This is a genomic window from Trabulsiella odontotermitis (assembly GCF_001188485.1).
GTDB lineage: Bacteria > Pseudomonadota > Gammaproteobacteria > Enterobacterales > Enterobacteriaceae > Trabulsiella > Trabulsiella odontotermitis_A.
On the sequence record NZ_JNGH01000093.1, the window covers coordinates 16763 to 39441 of the forward strand.

The 22679-nt window shown below is 49.1% G+C and carries 14 protein-coding genes, 1 tRNA gene and 2 pseudogenes; 8 read left to right on the forward strand and 9 right to left on the reverse strand.

Annotated elements, in window-relative coordinates; translation table 11 throughout:
• Positions 1 to 4: 4 nt before the first annotated feature.
• Positions 5 to 2288: pseudogene (gene yicI, locus GM30_RS13235) on the reverse strand (alpha-xylosidase).
• A gap of 10 nt (positions 2289 to 2298) precedes the next feature.
• A complete protein-coding gene (locus GM30_RS13240) occupies positions 2299 to 3687 on the reverse strand; it encodes a glycoside-pentoside-hexuronide family transporter (protein WP_049848992.1) in 1389 nt (462 codons plus the stop codon).
• Between the two features lie 288 nt (positions 3688 to 3975).
• Between GM30_RS13240 and GM30_RS13245 the strand changes: the two genes are divergently transcribed.
• From GM30_RS13245 to GM30_RS13260, 5 genes and pseudogenes are all read left to right on the forward strand, one after another.
• A tRNA-Sec gene (locus GM30_RS13245) sits at positions 3976 to 4070 on the forward strand.
• Positions 4071 to 4369: 299 nt separating this feature from the next.
• Positions 4370 to 5584, forward strand: a complete 1215-nt coding sequence (locus tag GM30_RS13250; protein WP_049848993.1) for a tyrosine-type recombinase/integrase — start codon at positions 4370 to 4372, stop codon at positions 5582 to 5584.
• Positions 5585 to 5837: 253 nt separating this feature from the next.
• Positions 5838 to 6065, forward strand: a pseudogene (locus GM30_RS24450) (integrase); the annotation flags it as partial.
• 174 nt (positions 6066 to 6239) lie between these two features.
• Positions 6240 to 7211, forward strand: a complete 972-nt coding sequence (locus GM30_RS13255) for an AAA family ATPase (protein WP_049848994.1) — start codon at positions 6240 to 6242, stop codon at positions 7209 to 7211.
• A 21-nt stretch (positions 7212 to 7232) separates the two neighbouring features.
• Positions 7233 to 9836 (forward strand): S8 family peptidase, encoded by a 2604-nt coding sequence (locus GM30_RS13260; protein ID WP_049848995.1) that lies wholly within the window; start codon positions 7233 to 7235, stop codon positions 9834 to 9836.
• 139 nt (positions 9837 to 9975) lie between these two features.
• On the opposite strand, the gene GM30_RS13265 is transcribed toward GM30_RS13260, so the two are convergent.
• Positions 9976 to 10467: a DMT family transporter gene (locus GM30_RS13265; protein WP_049848996.1), complete on the reverse strand. Its 492-nt coding sequence runs from the start codon at positions 10465 to 10467 to the stop codon at positions 9976 to 9978.
• 9 nt (positions 10468 to 10476) lie between these two features.
• On the reverse strand, positions 10477 to 10911 hold the full coding sequence (locus tag GM30_RS13270; RefSeq protein ID WP_049848997.1) for a DMT family transporter: 435 nt from the start codon (positions 10909 to 10911) through the stop codon (positions 10477 to 10479).
• A 99-nt stretch (positions 10912 to 11010) separates the two neighbouring features.
• Between GM30_RS13270 and GM30_RS13275 the strand changes: the two genes are divergently transcribed.
• The gene (locus GM30_RS13275; RefSeq protein WP_049848998.1) at positions 11011 to 11961 is read left to right on the forward strand and encodes a LysR family transcriptional regulator; all 951 of its coding nucleotides are present in this window, start codon (positions 11011 to 11013) and stop codon (positions 11959 to 11961) included.
• Between the two features lie 621 nt (positions 11962 to 12582).
• Here the strand turns inward: GM30_RS13275 and GM30_RS13280 are convergent.
• The gene (locus tag GM30_RS13280; RefSeq protein WP_049848999.1) at positions 12583 to 13227 is read right to left on the reverse strand and encodes a helix-turn-helix transcriptional regulator; all 645 of its coding nucleotides are present in this window, start codon (positions 13225 to 13227) and stop codon (positions 12583 to 12585) included.
• Between the two features lie 421 nt (positions 13228 to 13648).
• Between GM30_RS13280 and GM30_RS24460 the strand changes: the two genes are divergently transcribed.
• Positions 13649 to 14416, forward strand: a complete 768-nt coding sequence (locus GM30_RS24460; RefSeq protein ID WP_072094113.1) for a winged helix-turn-helix domain-containing protein — start codon at positions 13649 to 13651, stop codon at positions 14414 to 14416.
• On the forward strand, positions 14413 to 14889 hold the full coding sequence (locus GM30_RS13285) for a hypothetical protein (RefSeq protein WP_049849000.1): 477 nt from the start codon (positions 14413 to 14415) through the stop codon (positions 14887 to 14889). The genes GM30_RS24460 and GM30_RS13285 overlap by 4 nt, the downstream gene beginning before the upstream one ends.
• An 85-nt stretch (positions 14890 to 14974) precedes the next feature.
• On the opposite strand, the gene GM30_RS13290 is transcribed toward GM30_RS13285, so the two are convergent.
• The 4 genes from GM30_RS13290 to GM30_RS13305 form a co-directional block, all read right to left on the reverse strand.
• Entirely contained in the window at positions 14975 to 16171 is a 1197-nt protein-coding gene (locus GM30_RS13290; RefSeq protein ID WP_049849001.1) for an HlyD family type I secretion periplasmic adaptor subunit, read from the reverse strand.
• Positions 16152 to 18338, reverse strand: a complete 2187-nt coding sequence (locus GM30_RS13295) for a type I secretion system permease/ATPase (protein ID WP_049849002.1) — start codon at positions 18336 to 18338, stop codon at positions 16152 to 16154. Before GM30_RS13295 ends, GM30_RS13290 begins: the two co-directional genes overlap by 20 nt.
• Positions 18335 to 19690 carry a TolC family outer membrane protein gene (locus GM30_RS13300; protein WP_420802262.1) on the reverse strand — a complete coding sequence of 452 codons (1356 nt, stop codon included), beginning with the start codon at positions 19688 to 19690 and terminating at the stop codon, positions 18335 to 18337. Before GM30_RS13300 ends, GM30_RS13295 begins: the two co-directional genes overlap by 4 nt.
• Before the next feature lie 116 nt (positions 19691 to 19806).
• On the reverse strand, positions 19807 to 22679 hold a 2873-nt coding region (locus GM30_RS13305; RefSeq protein ID WP_155483978.1), incomplete at its 5' end, for a beta strand repeat-containing protein.

Consider the following 22679-nt stretch of genomic DNA (forward strand, 5'->3'; position numbering starts at 1 on the left):
ACGATTAAAGGGTTATCACCAGTTCGTTACGCTCCGGCGTCACCACCACGCCCCACTCGCTGCCAGTGGCAGTGCCGCCCTGCACACCCGCCACCTGCGGCACGTTGCGTAAGCAAAGTGACCAGTCGCGGGCATCGCCTTCGCCCTTAACGGTCACGGTGTTGCCACGACGCGTCGCTGTCAATGTAAACACCACCGTGCCGTTCGCCGCTGGCACCTGGCTTACGGCTTTCGCGCCGNTGCCAGGCGTAATCCGGTTTCTGGCTGTTATTCCCCAGCGCCAGTAGCGTGTTCTTCCGCACGTACACCGGCAGGCTGCGGAAATCGTGCTGCTGTTTCAGCCAGCGACCGCCTTGTACGTCATCGTTGTGCCACAGATGCGTCCAGCGCCCTTCCGGCAGGTAAAACTGCACGTCTCCCGCCTCTGAGAAGACCGGCGCAACCAACACCGCATCGCCGAGCATGTACTGCCTGTCGAGATAATCGCAGGCCGGATCGTCCGGGAATTCCAGCATCATGGCGCGCAGCATCGGCGTACCGCGCTCATGCGCCAGCGCCGCCTGACGGTACAGGTACGGCATCATCCGACATTTCAGTTCCGTGAAGTGACGCACCACATCGCAGGATTCGTCATCATACGCCCATGGCACACGGTAGGATTTGCTGCCATGCAGGCGGCTGTGGCTGGAGAGCAGGCCAAACGCGCACCAGCGTTTGTAGACGTGCGCCGGCGCGGTGTTTTCGAAACCGCCAATGTCGTGGCTCCAGAAACCAAAGCCTGACAGGCCAATCGACAGCCCGCCGCGCAGGCTTTCCGCCATTGATTCGTAGTTGGCGTAACAGTCGCCGCCCCAGTGTACCGGGAACTGCTGGGCGCCGACGGATGCCGAACGGGCAAACAGCACCGCCTCCTGCTCACCCACCGTCTCTTTGAGCACGTTCCACACCAGTTCGTTGTAGATGTATGCATAATGGTTGTGCATTTTCTGCGGATCGGCGCCGTTGTGCCACGCCACATCGGTAGGAATGCGCTCGCCAAAATCGGTTTTGAAGCAGTCGACGCCGATTTCCACCAGCCCTTTCAGCTTACTGGCGTACCACTCACAGGCTTCAGGATTAGTGAAATCGTAAATCGCCAGCCCTGGCTGCCATTTATCCCACTGCCACAGCGAGCCGTCCAGGCGTTTCAGCAGATAACCGTTCTCTTTCAGCTCATTGAATACGGGAGATTTCTGCCCGATGTAGGGGTTGATCCAGACGCAGATTTTCAGCCCTTTCGCTTTCAGGCGGCGGATCATCCCTTCCGGATCCGGGAAGGTCACCGGGTCCCACTCGAAATCACACCACTGAAACGCTTTCATCCAGAAACAGTCGAAGTGGAACACGTGAAGCGGCAAATCACGCTCGGCCATGCCGTCGATGAAACTGTTGACCGTCGCTTCGTCATAGTTGGTGGTAAACGACGTGGTGAGCCACAGACCAAACGACCACGCGGGCGGCAGCGCAGGGCGCCCCGTCAACCGAGTATAGCGATCCAGCACCGCTTTCGGCGTCGGGCCGTCGATCACGAAATACTCCAGATACTCCCCTTCGACGCTGAACTGCACCTTCGAGACTTTCTCTGAGCCAATTTCAAACGACACGCATTCTGGATGATTCACCAGTACGCCGTAACCGCGGTTGGTGAGGTAAAACGGGATGTTTTTGTAGGATTGCTCGGTACTGGTGCCGCCGTCACGGTTCCAGGTATCGACCGTCTGGCCGTTGCGCACCAGCGCGGTAAAGCGCTCGCCGAGGCCATAAACGGTTTCCCCGACGCCGAGATCCAGCCGTTCGAACAGGTAATTGCGCGCGGTGTTGGTGTCCTGCACGTAGCCATTATTTTTCACCTGGCTACCGGTGATGCGCTCGCCGTTGCGCAGGAAATCCAGCGACCAGAACTCACCTTTCGTAACGCGAACGCTGAGATTGCCGCTTTTCAGTTCGGCAAATTCCGCCGTGTTCTGCATTTGCACGTTCACGTCTTTCTGGACGTTCAGCGAATGGTGCGGGCCGTTGTCGATGGCACCCTGAAAATGCGCGATGCGCACACCAACCACACCTTCCTGCGGTGAGAAAAAGCGAAGGGTGAACAGTGGCGTGTCCAGTTGCCATGTCCGTTCCCGGACGTCCCGCGGCGCGGCGTAAACCACCATCTCGTTGCCCCGTTGTTCGACATCGAACACCTGGATCGGGTGGATCAGATTGAGCCCGGGCTGGATCAGCCAGTTTCCATCACTGATTTTCATCGTTTCATCCTCATAGTTCTTTGCTAACCGGTAGCTGTTCAAATTCCTGTTGATGTCGACGTGCGCCCTGCGCAAGTTCGTTCATGATCTTCGCCAGATAAGGGGTTTTCAGGGTGTAGTAGCGTTTGGCGATCACCGCGCTCAGCAGATAGCAGATGGCCGGAACGATAGTGAACAGTGCAATGATGATACTGATGGTGGCGCTGTTTTGCGTTTTCGCCGCCGCGTCATAACCGCCGCCCGCCAGCATCCAGCCAATCAACGCACCGCCCAACGCCAGGCCGAGTTTCAGTACAAAGAGGGTGCCGGCAAAGCTGATGCCGGTGAGGCGTTTACCGTTGCGCCACTCGCCGTAATCGACGGTATCTGACATCATCACCCACTGAATTGGCGTCACCAGCTGATGCAACACGCCAATGGCGAAAATGAACAGGAACATGGTGACGCTGGCACTCATCGGCACAAAGAACATCGCCAGGCTTAATACCGTCAGCGCGGCGTTGGTCCACCAGAAGACGCTGACTTTGCATTTCCAGTCGGTCAGCGGTTTCGCCAGCGCCGAGCCTATGAGGTTGCCGACGCAATAGGTGCCGAGGAAGGCGGTAAACAGCGCGGCATCGCCCAAAATCCAGGTGACGTAATACATCATCGCCCCACCGCGTACGCAGACCGCAAGAATATTGAGGATGGTCAGCAGCCCGACAATGCGCCACTGGTCGTTCTGCCAGATGTCACGCAGATCTTCACGCATGGAAGCGGTGCTCGGCGGCACCTGAATGCGCTCTTTGGTGGTAAAGAAGCAGAACGCCAGCATCAGGAACGCCACCACGGAGAGCACTGCAATCCCACCCTGAAAACCAAACGCTTTGTCTTCGCCGCCAATCAGATTCACCAGCGGCATCATCAGCACGGTAGAAAGCATGCCGCCTGCCGTCGCCAGCACAAAGCGCCAGGACTGCAGTGAGATGCGTTGTTTCGGATCGTCGGTGATCACCCCGCCCAGCGCACAGTAGGGAATATTGACGATGGTATAGAGCAGCGTCAGCAGCGTGTAAGTCACGGCGGCGTAAATCAGTTTGCCGTTATGCGTGAGGTCCGGCGAGCTGTAGGCCAGTACGCAGACGATGCCAAACGGAATGGCGCCGAAAATAATCCACGGCCGGAATTTCCCCCAGCGGCTACGGGTGCGGTCGGCGATCAGCCCCATGCACGGGTCAGAAATCGCATCCAGCGCACGCGCCAACAGGAACATGGTGCCGACGAAGCCAGCAGGGATACCAAAGATGTCGGTATAAAAAAACATCATGTACAACATGACGTTATCAAAAATGATATGACTGGCGGCATCACCCATGCCATAGCCAATCTTCTCTTTGACGGACAATACTTCATTCTTCATTTTCTCATCCTTCTGTGCCGAAGCGGGCGTAGAAACCGGTTACAGGATTTGTAAACCATCGCTCCAGGCGCGGGTATTCCAAAATCTTGTTATCAATTTACGTTTCTTGCTTTCTGTGATCGCGGTCGGAAGGAAGAATGTGAAAAAATGTAACTAGCGGATTTTATGAGGGTTTATAAGAAACGGCTTATCGCCGGGCAAAATGATGCGAAAAAAGTGCATGAAGTGATGTGGTAAATGCCTGAAAGTAGCTATAATGCGCCCGCCTCCATGTAGCAATGCAGGCGCGGAAGATCGTCGTCTCCGGTGAGGCGGCTGGACTTCAAATCCAGTTGGGGCCGCCAGCGGTCCCGGGCAGGTTCGACTCCTGTGATCTTCCGCCAATTAGCGTCTACTGAACTCTCCCGAAGTCAATAATCTCCTTTGTAATCCCTTATATATCAGGCCGTCCTTGTATCCTGAGGTCACCCGACTTCAACCCACATCAAGTTGTTTTTGGGGGTGCATTAGGGGGTACCATTTTCCTCTTAAAATATCAGCACCCCCATAATGGTAAAAATGAGAGATATAACAAGGGGTTTTAAAGACATCTTTGCTATACAAGGGGTGCATTGGGGGTATCAGGTTGATTACTGGCGGAAATCCCCCAGGAGGATGGATTCATCAGAAGCCGGAGGATGTCATGGCGCTAACCGATGTTAAAGTGAAAACCGCGAAGCCAAAAGAAAAGCCTTATAAGCTGGCTGATGGCGGCGGTATGTACCTGCTGATTAACGTTAATGGTTCTAAATACTGGCGTATGAAGTACCGCTTCGCTGGTAAAGAAAAGATGCTTTCTATTGGCGTATACCCCGATGTTTCGCTGGCCGACGCACGCGAAAAACGCAGCGAAGCCAGAAAAATCCTCGCTGCTGGAAGTGATCCGGGTGAAGTAAAGAAAGAAGAGAAAGTCGCCCAGCAAATGAGCTTGAAAAACACTTTCGAGGCCGTTGCCCGCGAATGGCATCAGACGAAATCCGATCGCTGGTCATTACGCTATCGTGATGAAATCATCGATACCTTTGAAAAAGATATTTTTCCCTACATCGGCAAGCGCCCTATTGCTGAAATCAAACCAATGGAGTTGCTGGAGGCCTTGCGTAAAATGGAAAAACGCGGAGCATTGGAGAAAATGCGCAAGGTCCGCCAGCGGTGTGGCGAGGTGTTCCGCTATGCAATTGTCACTGGCAGAGCTGACTACAACCCCGCCCCCGACCTTGCCAGCGCGTTAGCTACGCCGAAAAAAGTACATTTCCCCTTCCTTTCTGCCAATGAACTTCCTCACTTCCTAAACGATCTGTCGGGTTATACCGGCAGTATCATCACGAAGACAGCTACTCAGATCATTATGTTAACTGGTGTACGAACGCAAGAATTGCGTTTCGCACGCTGGGAGGATATCGATTTTGAGACAAAACTATGGGAGATCCCGGCAGAAGTGATGAAGATGAAACGGCCTCACATTGTGCCACTCTCGAAGCAAGTTGTTGCACTGTTTAAGCAACTTGAACCAATCTCAAGACATCACCCGCTGATTTTTATCGGCAGGATCGATCCTCGCAAACCTATCAGCAAGGAAAGCGTTAATCAGGTTATTGAATTGCTCGGGTATAAAGGTAGGCTGACGGGGCATGGTTTCCGCCACACGATGAGCACCATTCTGCATGAGCAGGGTTTTAACTCAGCGTGGATTGAAACGCAGCTTGCGCATGTAGATAAAAACTCGATACGTGGTACTTACAATCATGCTCAATATCTGGATGGAAGGCGGGAGATGATGCAGTGGTACGCCGATTACATTGATGATCTGGCACCAAGAAACATCATTATTAAAGGGATGTTTGGCAAAACCGCATAGTTGCAATGGTGGGCTGATTTTTTGGATGCTAATCGGGAAAAGGCGATTACGCCGTTTGATTATGAAAAAACAAACAACCCAATGCAATGAGCACTTTGCAGAGGCCATGATACTTACATCCATACTAAGTATCCTGAACAGATAAGGGAAATGTTGCAGGGTTACATTGACCAGCTTATCAGTTCATCAGCAGGCAATAGTTAGCGTTTGCCCCCCGGCCCTTAAGGGGCCAGGGGGTAGTCTTTTTTTTGTTCGGCGGATGGTGTGTAGTTCGTTAATTGAATCGGAGTTATGGTCGAGGGATCCGGTAGAACGGCAAATGAGTCACTAGGAACGTAACTCTGTGCGTGCGGCTTATATTCATAAGGCCGAACATCTGGGGGAGCGAAGGCTAATGCTGCAGTGGTGGGCTGATTATCTTGATGCGAATCGGGAGAAAGGGTTTAGTCCGTTTGACTTTAGGAAGCAAAACGCTGATTAATCGGTCTCAAATGGAAAAGATGTATTTACTTCTTAGACTTAACCCCATATCAGTAGACAGATTCTGTCTTTAAGAAGAGCTCTAGTAGAGGGGAGAGCGTCTTCAAAGTAGATATGTGTTTGCCGTGTACTACTGACTTGATAAACTACACTCTGTAGTAAGATGAGGTAAAAAATGGCCAGAGCCGACTTAGTGCTAAGTTTAGTTGAGACTGGGATGAAGGGTGACCTTCCTCGTTTCAAAATAACTGCAGAAGCGATTGCTGCAGAAGCAACAGCACGCCATCAATATCAGCTTGCCGATAAGCTGAAAAATATTCTTACCAGTACAGGCTCTGGTGAGGCGCGCCGTTATACCTACGATTCTGATCTCCAGAATGCCTTTTATGAAATCCAACCGCGTAAAATTCTGGATGATTTGATCATTCCTGAAACCGTGACTACTCAGTTTATGGAGTTGATAGAAGAGCATGCGCGTCGTGATCTGTTGCGGTCGTATAATCTGGAACCGCGTCATAAACTATTGTTGTCTGGGCCCCCAGGGAACGGCAAAACTTCAATTGCTGAAGCGCTAGCCAATCATCTCTCGCTGCCTTTCTTTACGGTTAAATACGAAGGAATAATTAACCGCTATCTTGGAGAAACAGCGCAGCAAATAGATAAGTTATTTGAATTTGTTAAAACTCAGCGCTGCGTTCTATTTTTTGACGAATTTGACGCCATAGGTAAAGAGCGCGAAGATGTCAATGACAACGGTGAAATGAAGCGTGTAGTGAATTCCTTGCTTAAACATATTGACCTATTACCTAGCCATGTTGTTTTTGTGGGAGCAACGAACCATGAAGCAATGCTCGATAAGGCCATCTGGCGCAGATTTCAGTTACAGATAACTTTGCCTTCTCCAACACAGAGTATGGCAACGAAATGGTTCGAAGAGTTTGAAAAACGTGTGGGTCATTCTCTCGGCCTTGCACCTTCGACACTTGCCAGAAAGCTGTCTGGCCTTAGCTTCGCCGAGTTAGAAGAATTTGCTCTCAATGTGCAACGTAAATACGTGCTTGGTCTCCCCGCAAGCGAAAAAAAACTGAAGCAAATTTCCGCTCACTGCCTTAAGCACTGGTCGGAGCGATATCGGCAAAAAGATTAATTTACCAATAAGGAAATTGAAATGGCGCAGAATCCTCTCTTAATATTCACCCCGCCAAAACCAGTTTTAAAGAGGGACGACCTGACGCCCAATCGTTCATCGATTCATTTTCCGAATATAGATATTCAGGCTGCACGGGTTTTTCCAAAAGTCGAAAGGCTTGAGCGTAATTTCGCAGAATATATCGAACTTGCTGAAACCGCTGACGGCTTTCTTCCTGAAAAAGTACTTGTGCTGGAAGTCGTCGGCGAAATACAAGGCCTTGCTACCGCACTTACCCGAGTTAAGGGTTTTGAATATCTTTCCTCCGCATTACTAGAAGAATCCTTTGATAGTGAAGATTATTACACTTTAAGCAACGGAACCCGTAGACCTGCTTCCAGAAACGCTTATCTGACAATGAGCAGCCAGGTTGGGCTCAGTCGTCTCTTGGCACTGTGGCGTGAATACCAAAAAAATAGGAAAGTAGAACGGGGATTTGGCGCTCTGAAGGCCGTCTTTGACCGACTTATAGATATTCGTTTTTGGGATACCCGAGACAGATTAGCTGCTACTTTCGTCCTAGAAGACTGGCAGGGACGTGTTGAGGATACGGCGGCTGGATATGATGATCCCGTTCCTTTCGAAATTGAGCTTTGGTATCGGTCGTCTCCAGAGGAACAGTCTAAAGCTGAATCACGCATAAGAGGTTTAATATCTCATGCAGGTGGCACCATTATCGGTGGATGCAAGCATAAAGGTATCAGCTATCACGCACTTATCGGTAATCTCCCTGTCAGTAAGGTTCAGGAGATACTCCTACAAGGGGGCGAAGCTCTGGAACTGATGCGCTGTGATGATGTAATGTTTTTTAGGCCACTAGGCCAGTGCGCTTTTCCCATTATTGAAGAAAATACTCAGACTGGGGACGAGATATCGACGCTGGTAGGTCAGAATCTTCCTGATCCCTATGCGAGCCCAATTGTCGCTTTACTCGATGGTCTACCACTTGAAAACCACTCGGCTCTCAGAGGTAGGCTTGAAATTGACGATCCGGATGACTTCGAATCCCTTTACACCTCGCCGTCCCATCAGAACCACGGTACGTCGATGGCATCTCTGATTGTCCATGGTGATCTTTCGAATCAGATCGAACCGCCTCTTTCTAGGCGTATTCATGTCAGACCGATCATGATTCCCGGGAGTATCAGTTTCGATGGTAGTGTGAGGGAGCAGATTCCTACTCAATATCTTCCTGCTGATCTGATCCATCGCGCCGTTGTCAGAATGAAAAAAGGAGAAAACGGTCAGCCGCCCACAGCTCCAGACGTCTCCATTATTAACCTGTCTATTGGAGATCCTTGCCGTATGTACGATGCCCAGATGAGTCCATGGGCAAGAATGTTGGACTGGTTGTCTGTTGAATATCAGGTACTGTTCGTCGTTAGTGCAGGAAATTCGAGTATGCCTTTAATTCTGGATAATGTCGCTGGGGATGATTTCTCTAATCTTACCCCTGCAGAACTGGAAGAGCATGCTCTTAAAGCAATCGCGGCTCAACGCCCGTTGCGTCGTTTGCTTTCACCTGCTGAATCAATAAATGCGTTAACCGTTGGTGCATCGCATCATGATGGCTTTACTGGCAATATTCCACCAAGACATGTTGATGTATTTTCAACTCATGGAATGTTTTCACCGATTAATACCATTGCGTTAGGAAGGCGAAAGTCGATCAAACCTGAGATCCATATGCCTGGGGGGCGTCAAACTTATGTGAATAAAACGAACACATCTCGCGATCCGGTCAGGCTTGATGTTTCCAAAACATTTCGTTTTGGACCGGGACTGAAATCAGCTATGCCTGGAGCGGAGGGGGCACTTAATCAGTGTGGTTTCACGGCGGGCACAAGTAACGCAGCAGCGCTAGCAACTAGGAGACTTGCGATGCTGCATGATACGCTCCAGGAAATGAAGGCATTCGGATACAAGGAAGCACTTTCAAAAGCATCTGATGCCCTTATTCTAAAGGCAATGATGATCCATGGTGCTGAACATAATACTCTCTCGAGCAGAGTAATTAGTCGCTATCTGGATGTGAACGGCAGCAGAACATTTAAATCTGATCTTAATCAGTATCTAGGATTTGGCCAGGTAAACGAAAGCCGAATTCACTTTTGTGCCGACAATCAAGCAACACTCGTTTATTCAAATGTTATCGAGGCTGAGACTGCCCAAGACTATTTTTTCCCACTCCCACCAAGTCTTGCCGCGAAAACTATTAATCGTCGCCTGGTAGTAACAGTAGTTTGGTTCTCGCCAGTGAATCATGGACATAAGGATTACCGCGGGGCTCAACTCTGGGCAAGTCCAGCTTATGGTAATATTAATCTTGATGAATTTGATTATTATCCTTCACATCTGAAAAATGGCACGGTGTTTCATGATGTGCGTAAAGGAAACCGTGCTTCAGCCTTTACTAAGGGAGATCAACTGGCAATCAGAATTAATTGTTACGGACGAGCAGGCATTAGAAAGCTCAAGGTACCCTATGTAGTCATTGCCACGCTGGATACACCAGGTACGGCGTTGCCGGTTTATGAGGAAGTACGAGAGGCGCTGAGTATCATGGCGTCACAGAATGCTTGATATTATTTAATGGCATTTGTTAGCACTCTTTCTCGAACTTGTGAAAGAGTGCTAAATAGCTGCGCGGAATAGAAGATCACTTAAAGGGAACTCAGTCCGGATTGTGCGATCTGAGCAATCTTTAATAAACAAGACGTGTTTATTCGATTACGACTGTTTGACGAGGAGACTTATTAGCCGGAGCTGTTTTGGGCTTACTACCTGAATAGATGAAAAACAATGCGATTCCCAGACAGATGATGGCACCGAGACGACTTATAGAAAACGGAATCGGATCATTACCCAGCCAACCGAAGTTATCGATCAGCATACTCATTGTGAGCTGACCAAAGATTACTGCAACAGTCGAGACCGCAGCGCCAATGTGTTGTACAGCCAGAACCATGATAACAATGTATGGCACGCCAAACATGGCTCCCAGCAGTTGCCATTTAGGTACGTCCAGCAGGGTCATTGAGTGCCCGGACTCGAAAAATAAAATCATTAGTCCGGTAACCAGCGCACCGATAGAAAACGTTAGAAACGCACTTTTGAATACCCCGACTTTACTTCCCAGTTGTCCATTAATGGCAGCCTGTATACTCAGCATGGCTCCGCCGACAACGGCCAAAAGAATCATAATGATAGTCATAATATTACCTTAACCCTGTGCAACCATAATTAGTGCTGCAATAATAAAAATCAGCGCAATGATGCGTTTGTTGTCGATTCTCCTGTGTGGCGTGCCGAGCAGGCCAAAATGGTCGATGATGAGGCTTTTAAATACCTGACCCGCGAGAATACCGATCATCGTCATCGCGATACCGATTGCTGGTGTTGCCACAGTCAGGATGATGACGTAGACCGGGCCCAACACGCCGCCCAGCAATTGCCAGGATGGTTGTGAAAAGAAAGAAGGGCTGTTACGAGGGCTGAAAAAAAGCATCAGCAGAAAGGTCAGCGCCGTGCCAACACCAAAAATACTGAAAGTGGCCCATAAGTCACCCACTTCACCACCTAACGGTCCGAGCAATCCTGCCTCTACGGACAGCCCCATTCCTCCGGCAATTACGATTAAAACCAGTAACAGTTGCATAGCTTTCAGTCTCCAGTTGTCCTGGCGGAGAAGCTTACGCCTGTCCTGAAGTTAGAAAAATGCCATAATACAGCAAACACCTGTGCAGGATATGCATCAATGTATGACATCGGAAATATCAATATTCGCTCGCTGCTTATCTTTATTGGCGTGTATGAAACACATAATTTTTCCATGGTCGCGCGACGTGAAGGCGTTTCAGCTTCACAGATTTCACGAATCATCCATCAGCTTGAAGATGCGTTGGGCCAGCAGCTTTTTTACCGCAACACGCGAGCTATCATCCCGACGGAAAGCGGACATCTTTTTGCCGGTTACGCGCGTGCCATGGCGGGAAATATGGGGGATGCGCGCAGGGAACTGGATGAGCGATCGTTGGAGCCTTCTGGTCTGATCCGTATTAATGCTCCGGTGTTCTTCGGTCAGAGGCACGTTGCCCCGGGCCTGCCGGGTCTGTCGGAGCGTTATCCCCAGCTCAACATTGAACTTACGCTCACCGATGATTATATCGATCCTCACAGGGAAGCTGCCGACGTAATATTCCGTATCGGCTCACTGACTGACTCCTCATTTCATGCACGCATTTTCGGGCAACAGTTTTACCACCTGGCTGCTTCACCAGCTTATGTGCATAAACACGGCGCGCCGGAAGGACCGGAAGATTTTGGTGTTCACAAATGTCTTGTCTATCGCGGAACTTCCGGACCTAACCGCTGGATGCTGCGCCGGCCTGGTGAGGCGTGGATTCACTATCCCGTCTCTCCGCTGATGTTATCCAATAACGCAGAAACGCTACTGATCGCAGCCTTGGGTGGAATGGGAATAGTACTTTTTCCTGACTGGTTGATTGGTGAGAAGCTGAAAAATGGAGAACTAATTGATCTTCTTCCTGGTATGGATATTTCTATCAAAACAGAGCCACAGAACATTGCGGCTATTTACCCTAATGCGCGGCATCCTCGTTTGAATGTGAGAGCTGTGATTGATTATTACGTTGAGGCGTTTGGAACACCGCTCTACTGGCAGTCAGATATTGGTGTTCGCAGGTGAACTGGACGTAACGCAGGATTGTACCTGCACAACACCCTGTTCATTCAGCCTTTGCCTAAAAATGCGGGCGTGTATCTGCCATATATTGTATCGAGACGCTGTTTATGTCATCTGGCACTCTACAGCATCTTTGGACCACAATCAGACTCAATCAGTGCAATACCGGCATTCAAACAAAAAATAAAAGAATGGACTCCCGGCCTCCTAAAGAGGGACGGGGTCTGCCCACTAATTATTACCTGCAGATGAACGGATAAGCTGGTCTGAAGCGGGTGACCACATCAGATACAGTGCTGCGCCCGATATTCAGACAGGCCGATATGCTCCTGTTGGCCAGGAGTCAGTCAAATTTAAGGCGCGGCAGTTCTTTAATTTTACTCATCCGCATTCTCAGTCTTGCTTTGGCGACACGTCTCCGGAAGATGGGTTATCAGGAGAAAGTGTTGTCCATGCTTTAAAAATGAAAAGCGCGGGATTCCGACGGATGGCCAGATTTGGCCGGAACAAATCGGAATCCGTGGTCGAATTAAATCGGAAAGTGCGATCGTATTACATCGGAATCAATGGTCGGTTTGCGTCGGAATATTCATTTACACATCACACACTAAACGTTCTTAATTTTTATTGTCCCAAGTGCATCGCTGAAGAGCCTATGATTTGCGATAGAATAAATTTCGTACGGCAGCCTATTTTTTTCTCCAGACGAAGTTTCCTGACATAAATTTCTCGTGGTTTAACCTTTTCTATCTCGATGATTTCCTTAAGACTTTTACCCTCGATAATATGCGTCAGCAAAGAGTACTCCTGACGATTAAGCTTTTCGCCAACTTTTCTGTTTGTAAAGTCACCTTTAAATAATTTTTTTATTTTATAATCGATTACTTCATCGCCATCAATGGAATAGATGACACCTCTAATCTCTTGCCTGTTCTGAAGCCAATAGTTTGCCAGAGGGGCCATTTTCTTATCAGCGACAATCACGATATGCATCTTTGTGCTCGCAAGAAAATCAATCCATGCCGAGCCCATAAAACACCGGATGTTAGGGAGAGAAAAATCAACAAAAACAAACCCATTGGATAAATAATTTTGATACTTCAATAAAAAACTACCAACCACACCGTTTTTAAAATAAATATTCGTCTCAGGCCAGACGGAAAATAATATGTTACCACAATATTGTGAACGAACAGTCTTTTCCGGGCTGATAAGACAGGATATATCACAACTGACGCAATGCATTTCTTTTTTAATGTCTTCACGCATATAAATACCGCCTTCTTATTTAAAGATATTTACATCCATAAAACCACAACGCTATGAAACGAATTTGCAAACTCAAACAATAAAAAAGATACACACAGCCATAAGATCTTTCCACTACAACATAGGATTTTTACATCAAAGATGATGTTTCCTTTACCTCCACAGTCACATCCTAATAAATTATGGAGTCGATACCATTCTTCATACTATAATAACGATAACTAAATTTTATCTAACCGCCGAAAAAGAATATAATGATATTTCATTAAGCGAAGCGACATGAGAAAAATGATATTTAACTAATTGTATATATTAGATTTTTTGTTGAGATTAACTTCTCATACCCAGCGATTCAAAAGAGACGCTAAGCGAATCACAGCGAGCAGTTGCTGTAGATACTACTCATGCATGGAGCTGCAAATTGTACGTAATCAATAATCTGGTTGAATTCAGACCGAATGAGAAAAGTTTGACAAACCGCTCAACTGGCTTAGTCGTGCCATTACTGCTTCCGGCCACGCTGTGCCTGCTTTGTCTGATTTCACATCAGGGAGAAGTAGTTCCCCAGAATACATTAATAAAAGAAGGGTGGGGAGTACGTGATGGGATAACCATACCAAATACCTTCTATCAGACAGTACTGACCCTGCGCAATGCCCTTGAAGAGGTGGGTTTATCCCGGGATATAATAAGAACGATTGCCCGTCGTGGTCTCACATTAATTGATACGACGATTATTGAGTATGTTAAACCGTCAGTGCCACAGAATAGTGTTGACACTGGTGTGGAAGACAATAAAGCCAACACAAGCCTGACCCTGACACTAAATAAAAAGATTCTAGCTTTATTAAAAACAGTTACCTTCGTGTTTTTTATTATCGCAGCAATTAACTGTATACTATTATATCAGCGACGCGCAACGATGCCTTTCCAGAATTTCGTTCTTTTATCAGCACCCGAGAATGCTAATAAAAAATGTAAAATATATTATGAGCCGACGGAACCTTCCATTGATTCATATGTTGATTTCGCTAAAAAACATCCTGAGTTTTGTATTAAAAAAGATTATGTGTACCTTTCAGGATATAGTAACACGGGGCGTATAGTTTCATTTGTGTGTAATAATGATGCCCGCCGCGATGTAAGTGCATTTTGCTCAACCAATTATTACTGGAGCCGCCACCAATGAAAATAAGATATCTTTTATTTTTATTGTTGTCTTGTTTTACAGCCGCATCTGTCTCGAGTTTATTTTTATGGCATGAACAACTCTTCCCTTCTCCGATATATTGCGTTGGTGAGGCAAACTGGAATATTGGCAATAAAAAATTTATTGGGACAGTATCCTGGCGAATGTACGAAAATGAAGGACTCGTCACGCTGACCGGTAATCTTTTGGAAAAGCATGAAGCTAACGTGAGTCGAAACGTTTACTTTATCTATACACAAAAATACAAGTCTCGCATATTTCGCTCAACTCGCGTCATTAAAACATTCACAGACTCCGCGGCAACAGAAGACTTTAACAAAGTTTTACCTGATTTTTTTAACATGCCTGGAAAAGAATTAAGCCTTTCGTTTTACGAATACCGGGGCGCTTATCTTTTCGCAAATACAAACGTTCCAATGTTTTATTGTAGAAAATACTCACCTTATATGTAAAAGACCATCTTCTGATGATGTTGATAAAGTACATTTCCAGTTGACTAACCTTTCCATCAGAAGATGATGCCTCACTAACGCCTTCTCAGCGTTCCCTCATCGCCTCTTTCGCTTTGTTGAATGGTTTAAGCAAATAATCCATCACCGTTTTCTCTCCCGTTTTAATATCTACTGTCGAAATCATGCCTGGCGAAATCGAAAAATGACGCCCGGCTTTGTTCACGAGATAATCGAGATTGGTGCGGATATAAACACGATAGTAGAAAATTTCCGGTTTTACTTCATCCTGAATGGTATCGGGTGAAATCGTTTCCACAACGCCATCTAGCCCACCATAAATGGCATAGTCATAGGCAGTAATTTTCACTAACGCCTTTTGGCCGGGATGAATAAAGGCAATATCCCGGGGAGAAAGGTGAGCTTCTATGAGCAGGTGATCATCAACGGGCACAATCTCCATGAGTTCCCCATTAGGAGGAACCACACCGCCAATGGTTGTCACTTTAATATTCTTTACGATACCGCGCACGGGTGAGCGAACCGTTAATCGCGTCACCGAATCTTCCCGTCCTTTAATAATGGCTGAAAGCATGTCCACTTCGGCGTTAGCTTTCGCCAACGCCTCTCGCGCCTGGACATAGTACTGTGATCGTAAATCGGTGAGCTTTAGCTCAAAATCGCTTTTTTGTCGTTGTAGCCGTAACACTTCCACATGGCTGGCCGCGCCTGTTTTTACCAGCCTCTCGGTAATGCCCAGTTCTTTATTCACCAAATCCAGCGCCTGATGAAGCTCAGACTCAGAATTTTCAAGCTGAGATCGACGTGAATGGTATAAACGGGTTTCTGAGGCCATCAAATCCGGCCAACGATTAAGCGTCTCAGGGAAAGTCAGTGGCTGGTCGTTTACTTCTGCATATAAACGGGCGCTGGATGCCAGGGATGCCCGGTAACGCGCCGCACTTTCACCTACGTTAGACTCCGAGCGCGTGGGATCCAGGCGAGCCAGGATTTGTCCGGCCTGAACGACATCACCTTCATGAACGTTCAGTTCCGCCAGTATTCCTCCATCAAGAGACTGTAATACTTGTTCACGAGAACTCGGGATCACCTTCCCCGTCCCTGTAGAAACCTCATCCAGTATTCCGAACCAGGCCCACACACCCATTAAAATAAAAAGCGCAAGGCTGTATAAAACCACTTTTCTCGCCCCTGAGTAGCCACTTTCCGAGTCAAGTGCATTGTCTATATCGTCGATGGAAGCATCACGCGGTTTGTTTTTCATGGTGAAGCTCCCCTCCCGTTGTCTGACGCTGCATATGGCTATTATTCACCGCCTGGTTTTTTGGCGTATCCATCACCAGAACCCCTTCATTTAATACCAACACGCGGTCTACCAGCTCCAGCACGGGTACGCGGTGCGTCGCCACAATCAATGTACGATTGCCCAACCACTGCGAAAGGCGGTGGATAAATTCCCTTTCGGTATGCTCATCCAGCGACGCGGTAGGTTCGTCCAGCAGGACAATATTGGGATCCCGCAATAGCATTCTGGACAACAGAATAGATTGTCGTTGGCCACCGGATAGACCAACGCCATTCTCCATAATGGGATGATCCAGCCCTTTCGGTAGCTTTTGCACAAACCTGGCGGCACCGCTCATGTCCAGTGCCGCATAAATATCGTCATCCGTCGCATGCGGCTTACCCAGTGTAATATTCTCGCGCAGCGTGCCGTAGAACAGGCGTGCATTCTGCGTCATAAAGCCGACATTACGACGCACATCCGCGATATCAAGGTGGGGCATAGCAATGTTGTCCAGACGCAACTCGCCACTTAACAGATCCATACTGCCCGCCAGCGCCTGTAAGAGGGTGGATTTTCCGGCACCGTTACGGCCCAGAACCGCCACATGCTCGCCGGGCCGGATCTCAAGTTTGTCGATCCGCAGAGCAATACGCTGTTCTTCGCCTCCATAGCAAAACTGCGCCTGATCGAACTGATAATGCCCACGTAGCACATCCCTGTGCACGGGCGTTTCGTCCCCTGCATTCTCTGTGGGCAGTTGCATGATACTGTCCAGACCTTCTTTTGCGGCCTTTGTCTGCTGCCACCTCGCTAACACACCGCATAAGGTCGCCATTGGCGCCACCATCCTTGACGCCAGTATCGAAGCGGCGACAACAGCACCGGTCGTCATATCACCATCAATGACCAACGGTGCGCCAACCATGACAACACCGGCATACACCAGGCTTTGCACCGTAATCCCCCAGCCAATCAGCCCTTGCGTTAACCCACGGGTAAGCAGACCGGACTCGGCGCTGATCTGAATGTAACTGTTCCACTGCTGCAAAAACCGATTTTCCGCCTGCATGAGCTTAATATCTTCCAGCCCCTGAATGCTTTCGACTAACACCGCGTTGCGCAATGTCGATTCATGGGTGGACTGATGCGCCAGCACGGCTAGCCGCTTTTGCAAAAGCAGGCCAGGCAAAACCATCAATATAGCGGCCACAGGCGCTATCCAGGCCAGTTGCGGCGCGATAATGGCCAGGACAATGACGAAGAGAAAGAAAAACGGCAAATCGACAATCGCCGAGATGGTGGAGGAAGTGACCATTTCACGGATCTGCTCTAATTCACGGAGCTGTGAAATAAAACTCCCTGTGGAACGTGGAATCGCACTGTTACGCAGACGGAGCGCATGGCCGAAGACCCTGTCTGAAACGCGCATATCCGCACGTTTACCCAGCAGATCCATAATATGCGCCCGGGCGATCCGCAGTAAGAAACCAAACAATACCGCGATCAGTACGCCAATGGTTAATACATAAAGCGTGGGAGAGGATTGTGCAGGTATGACCCGGTCATAGACTTGCATCGAGAACAGGATCCCTGACAACGACAGCACGTTAATAAAGAACGCCGCCAGCATCACGTAGCCATAAGGGCGAAGATCGCGCATCACTAACTGATATAACCAGTCAGGACGATAACGAGAAATATAAGCCTCAACGCGGCTGTCTTTTACCGACGCGAGTGGTCGTAACGCCACCACCTGCTGGATCTCAGGTAATAACTGACTCAGCGAAACATGATTATGTTGAGGGATGGCGTCGATAAAACAGACATCCAGCATATCCTCGCCATCAAAACGTTCAATCACGCCAATTTTTTGGTCATTGAGCTGAATGACCAATGGCAAATGCCAGCTGTTGATATTTTTCCGTTCAGAGGTGAGTATTTGAAACGAAAGCCCAGCATCTTTCGCCAGATGCATCAACGCCGTGAGTTTGGGCATTCCCTTTAGCCAGGCCGCACTCGCTAATAACGATCCCGGAGAGCACGACACCCGGTAATGGCTTGCCACATAGCTAAAGGTCTGTCCCCATTGTTGCAGTAACGCTTCCGTTAAGGGTTCTGCTTGATCTATTTCGGTTTGGCTCATGGCTGGATCTCCACAGACTGAATCGACTTATTCTCGAGATCAAACCGGTTCCGTAGTCGCCCTGTATTATAAAGACAGCTGATATGTAGCTGATGAAGTTGCCCCAGCGTTTGCTGCTGGGTGAAGCGTGACTGGAAAACTTCCTGTTCAGCATTCAACACGTCGAGTAAAGGGCGAGAACCGAGATCGAGATACTGCTGTTGATACAGTTCGCGCGTGCGTTCGCTGAGCATTTCCTGGCGTGCCTGGACCTGAATAGTATTCGCCAGACTTAACGCCTGGCTGCGTGATTCCATTAATTTCTGGCGAACCTCAAGGCGAGTACGCTGGATCGTGGATTGTGCGGCTTCAAGGGCATACCCTGCGGCAGCTCGCCGGGCATTCAGTCCTCCGCCCTGATAGAGCGGCATTTGTACTTTCACCCAGGCGGTATATTGGGTTTTATCCATGGTGGCATGATTGGTGTAACGATCGTTCAGGTAGTGCCTGGCCTCCGGCTCCAGTGAAATCGTGGGCGTCATTTGCGCCTCAGCGTTATCAAGATTGGCCTGTGCGACGTTTGCCTGAGCCCATGCGGCGAGCACGGCCGGGATAAGACGATCGTCAGGTTCTGCCAGATCGCAGCTCTGATTAAAGGTCTCGGGGTATTCACTGCTGACGTCGTTAAGGTTTTTCCACCCTAGATACGTCATTAGTGTCGCGCGAGCGCTGTTCAGGTTGGCCTGATATTGCAGCAACTGCGAACGAGCCCCCTCAATACGCGCTTCCGTCTGTACCACATCGGACAATGAGCTGGCGCCTTCATCGTTACGGCTTCGCGCTAATGTTCCGATAGCCGAAAGTGCCTCAAGCTGATCGTGCGCGATAATTACCATTTGTTGCCAGGTCTGCACGTCTATCAGTGCTGACGCTGTTTCTTGCACGACAGTGTCAATGCTGACCAGCACATTTGCCTGCTGTTGCACCACACCGGCGTTTTCGGCCCTCACCTGGCTCGCCGTTTTTCCGAAGTCGTATAACATCTGAGAAAGCGACACAACCAGGGACGGACTAAAACTACTGCTACCGTCGGCACTGGTATACCCGTTTTCTATTCCACCACTGACTTGCGGGTAATATTTCGATTTGGCGACGTTGACGGCTTCGGTCTGTTGATAGAGCTTTCCGATGGCTTCACTGATGGAGGGGTGCCAGAACACCGCACGATCCACCGCCTGGCTAAGCGTCAACGCGCCGGGTGCCGCCGGTGTATCAGGTAACGTCTTCAGGCCGTTCAGTGAAGGGAGATCTTGTTGTTCGTCAGTGAGTTCAGAACGAATAATCATGGGTGATTCTGCAAAACACGGCTGCATGCCTAACAGGCCACAGAATAGCCACCAGGACGGCAAACGTTTTCTCATAAATATCCCTGAAAAAAGGAACAGCAAATCCCCCCGAATTAAACGCTTTCGGGGGGACTTTATAGTTATTAACTTACGATGTGATTCTGCTGCATCAATTCCTCAAGCGTCGTATTGACATCTTCCAGAGTAATGAGTTGGGTAGAGGCATAGGTTGATCCCGCGGTACCATCCCGGTCGATGGAAATAACCGTATCACTGCCATTGGATGTCACCGTCAGGAAGTTGCCCAGCGAGGATGCCTGGCCGTCCCAGCCAACTAACAAATCACCAATATCAATCGCATCGCCCTGCGTCAGAGAGAAATTACTCCATGTATCCGACGTCCCATTTCCTCCTGTCGCATCCGTCGAATTCAGGAGCTGATAAATCAGCGTATCGCCATAGACGCTGCCGGTAACGGCATCCGCCTGTGAGGTACTGATCATCTGTGGATTGATATCAATCGTTAATATGGCGGTATCGGCATGCCCGTTTTGATCGTTAAGCGTGTAGCTAAATGTCTCTTTCGTGGTGATAGACGAAATGGCGACATTGCTGTTCAGCGTATAGGTGTAACTGCCATCAGAATCAATGGTGAGCGAGCCATAATGCCCCTGAACCACCCCCCCGGTATTACTGCTATCCGGGTTTAGCGTCGCGGTGCTGCCATTGAAGCCATTGATTGTCAGTTGGGTATGTACGCTGGTCAGTTGATCAACCACGCCTGCGGAATCCGTACCATCATAAATGTTGCCATTGATGACGCTGGTCCATGAGGTTTCAAAACTATCGAGGTGATACGTCGTCCCTGTAATACCGGGGGTGATCGTAATCGTACCAACGGAAAGCCCGCCTACCGACCCGGTATAGCTCAGCGTATAGTTTCCTGAATGGAGAATGATGTCTGTCAACGCGACGTCAATGGCACCACCCAATAGAGACGCACCAGAGAAACTGCCGTTCGTAATGACAGTGGCGCCATCCATCAGTTGCCAGTTCACAGTCAAGCCAGCCAACGCCAGCAGTGAATTCACATTAAAATGGAGAACAGCGTCTTTCACCGCGGTACCATCAGCGACTTCTATCGTGCCAGAGCCATTTCCTGAAGTATTGTTGATGAGCGATGTCGTCCACTGGACAGAGCCAATGCTGGAATCTGAAAACGCCTCTGAATCCTGCACGGTTGCGACCGTTTGCAACGCGCTGGTGTCGTCTGTCGCAGAGACGGCGGCCGGTGTCAGGGTAATATTCAGCGATGCAGAACTCGTATCGCCATCGGCACCCGTCACCTGATAGACGAAGCTGTCCGGCGTCTTAATGCTGTCAGCGACCACGCCATCTTTCAGGGTATAAGTATAGTTACCCTGCGCATCGATGGTCAGCGTGCCATAAAGCCCCTGAATCACCGTATCGCCAGTCGCAGAGACCGCCACATCATTAACTTCTGTTACGGTAAAGCTCACCGAACCCGCGTCGTTATCAAGCACGTTTCCGCTGGTTTCAGCACCGATACTGGCAACGCTGTAGGTATGGTCGTCAGTAATATTCACCGTATAGGCACTCACAGCGGTGATACCACTGGCAGTATCAAGCAAGAACAGATACTGTCCCCCCGGTAACGTTAACGTCAGCGGATTAGATGTCCCACCAAGCAACGTCACGTTAAGCCAGCTAGACTCTACGCGATAGGGCTCGTACTGCTGCGTGACATCGTTAAATTTATAGATATACAAATCGAATGAAGAGAGCGCACTGACACCAAGCATGCTCGCTTCAAGGGTCATGGTACGGGTTGAGCCTTCCGCAACATTGAAGATGATCGGATCGGTGAGATCGTCCAGCAGGTCAACATCCAGCACCCCTCCAAGGTTGATCCCCACCAGCGTAAAGCTGCCCTGTGACGATGTGCCATTATCGACGGCACTAACGTCCGTATCAAACGTCAACTGTGCACTGTCGTCTGCGGCGGTAATGCTGCTTGCCGACGCATCCTCACCCAACGTAATAACGAGATTTGCGGAATCACTATCGCCATTTTGCGTAATGGTATAAGTAAAGCTTTCCGACTTGCCGATCACAGACGTCGACATATCCGTCAGGGTATAGGTATATGATCCGTCCTGATTGATATGCAACGTACCGTACTCACCCTTTACATCAATACCCTCTGCCGGGATCGTAATGACATTACCGTCCGCATCCGTCACTGTACTGACCACCATACCTGAAGGCGCAGTATCGTTTCCATTAATAGGATCCACATCCGTAATGACGTTTCCTGTCCCCGACGTTCCCCCCGTGATCGTCCCTGCGCTGACTTCTTCTACATTCACATCAAGGCTGGTTGAAGAGCCAGTCGCCAGCAGACTGGTATTGTAACTGACAACGCGATAGCTTCCCCCATCCAGCCCTTCAAGGTTAAGCGTTATTCCACTACTTCCCAACGTGAGTAATGAAGCAAATTGAGGATCCGAACTATCGACAACCGTTGTCCACGCGCCAGTATCGGGATTATATTTCTGAACAACGATCTCCAGAGAATTAAGCAGTGATAATACAATTCCCGTTCCTGCCGCATCTATCGTGACATTCCCGGTACTACCTGCAGCGATATCAAATGTGACTTGTGCAGTATCATCCCCAAGGAGCGAAATAACATCCCCAAGCGCGCCAACCAGCAAGAACCCAAAATCGCTGTAATGCTCCGTTGTAATCGTTGCATCCGTTTCAATAGGTAGGTTCATCACGTTGTCATTGGCATCTAACGGCAACGCGCTGGTGTCCACCACGATATTCACTGGCGGACTCTCTGCACTGGTATTCCCGGTCGGATCGGTGGCGGTCACGGTCAGCGCATGGTTGCCCTCACCCAGCGGCGTGGATGGTGCCATGCTCCAGCTGCCGTCCGCTGCCACGGTGGTGCTGCCTATCGCCGTGCCGTTGTCGTACACCGTAATGA

Coding starts and splice junctions, on each gene's coding strand:
- GM30_RS13240 (WP_049848992.1), bottom strand. CDS start 3,687: ATGAAGAATGAAGTATTGTCCGTCAAAGAGAAGATTGGCTATGGCATG.
- GM30_RS13250 (WP_049848993.1), top strand. CDS start 4,370: ATGGCGCTAACCGATGTTAAAGTGAAAACCGCGAAGCCAAAAGAAAAG.
- GM30_RS13255 (WP_049848994.1), top strand. CDS start 6,240: ATGGCCAGAGCCGACTTAGTGCTAAGTTTAGTTGAGACTGGGATGAAG.
- GM30_RS13260 (WP_049848995.1), top strand. CDS start 7,233: ATGGCGCAGAATCCTCTCTTAATATTCACCCCGCCAAAACCAGTTTTA.
- GM30_RS13265 (WP_049848996.1), bottom strand. CDS start 10,467: ATGACTATCATTATGATTCTTTTGGCCGTTGTCGGCGGAGCCATGCTG.
- GM30_RS13270 (WP_049848997.1), bottom strand. CDS start 10,911: ATGCAACTGTTACTGGTTTTAATCGTAATTGCCGGAGGAATGGGGCTG.
- GM30_RS13275 (WP_049848998.1), top strand. CDS start 11,011: ATGTATGACATCGGAAATATCAATATTCGCTCGCTGCTTATCTTTATT.
- GM30_RS13280 (WP_049848999.1), bottom strand. CDS start 13,227: ATGCGTGAAGACATTAAAAAAGAAATGCATTGCGTCAGTTGTGATATA.
- GM30_RS13285 (WP_049849000.1), top strand. CDS start 14,413: ATGAAAATAAGATATCTTTTATTTTTATTGTTGTCTTGTTTTACAGCC.
- GM30_RS13290 (WP_049849001.1), bottom strand. CDS start 16,171: ATGAAAAACAAACCGCGTGATGCTTCCATCGACGATATAGACAATGCA.
- GM30_RS13295 (WP_049849002.1), bottom strand. CDS start 18,338: ATGAGCCAAACCGAAATAGATCAAGCAGAACCCTTAACGGAAGCGTTA.
- GM30_RS13300 (WP_420802262.1), bottom strand. CDS start 19,690: ATGCAGCCGTGTTTTGCAGAATCACCCATGATTATTCGTTCTGAACTC.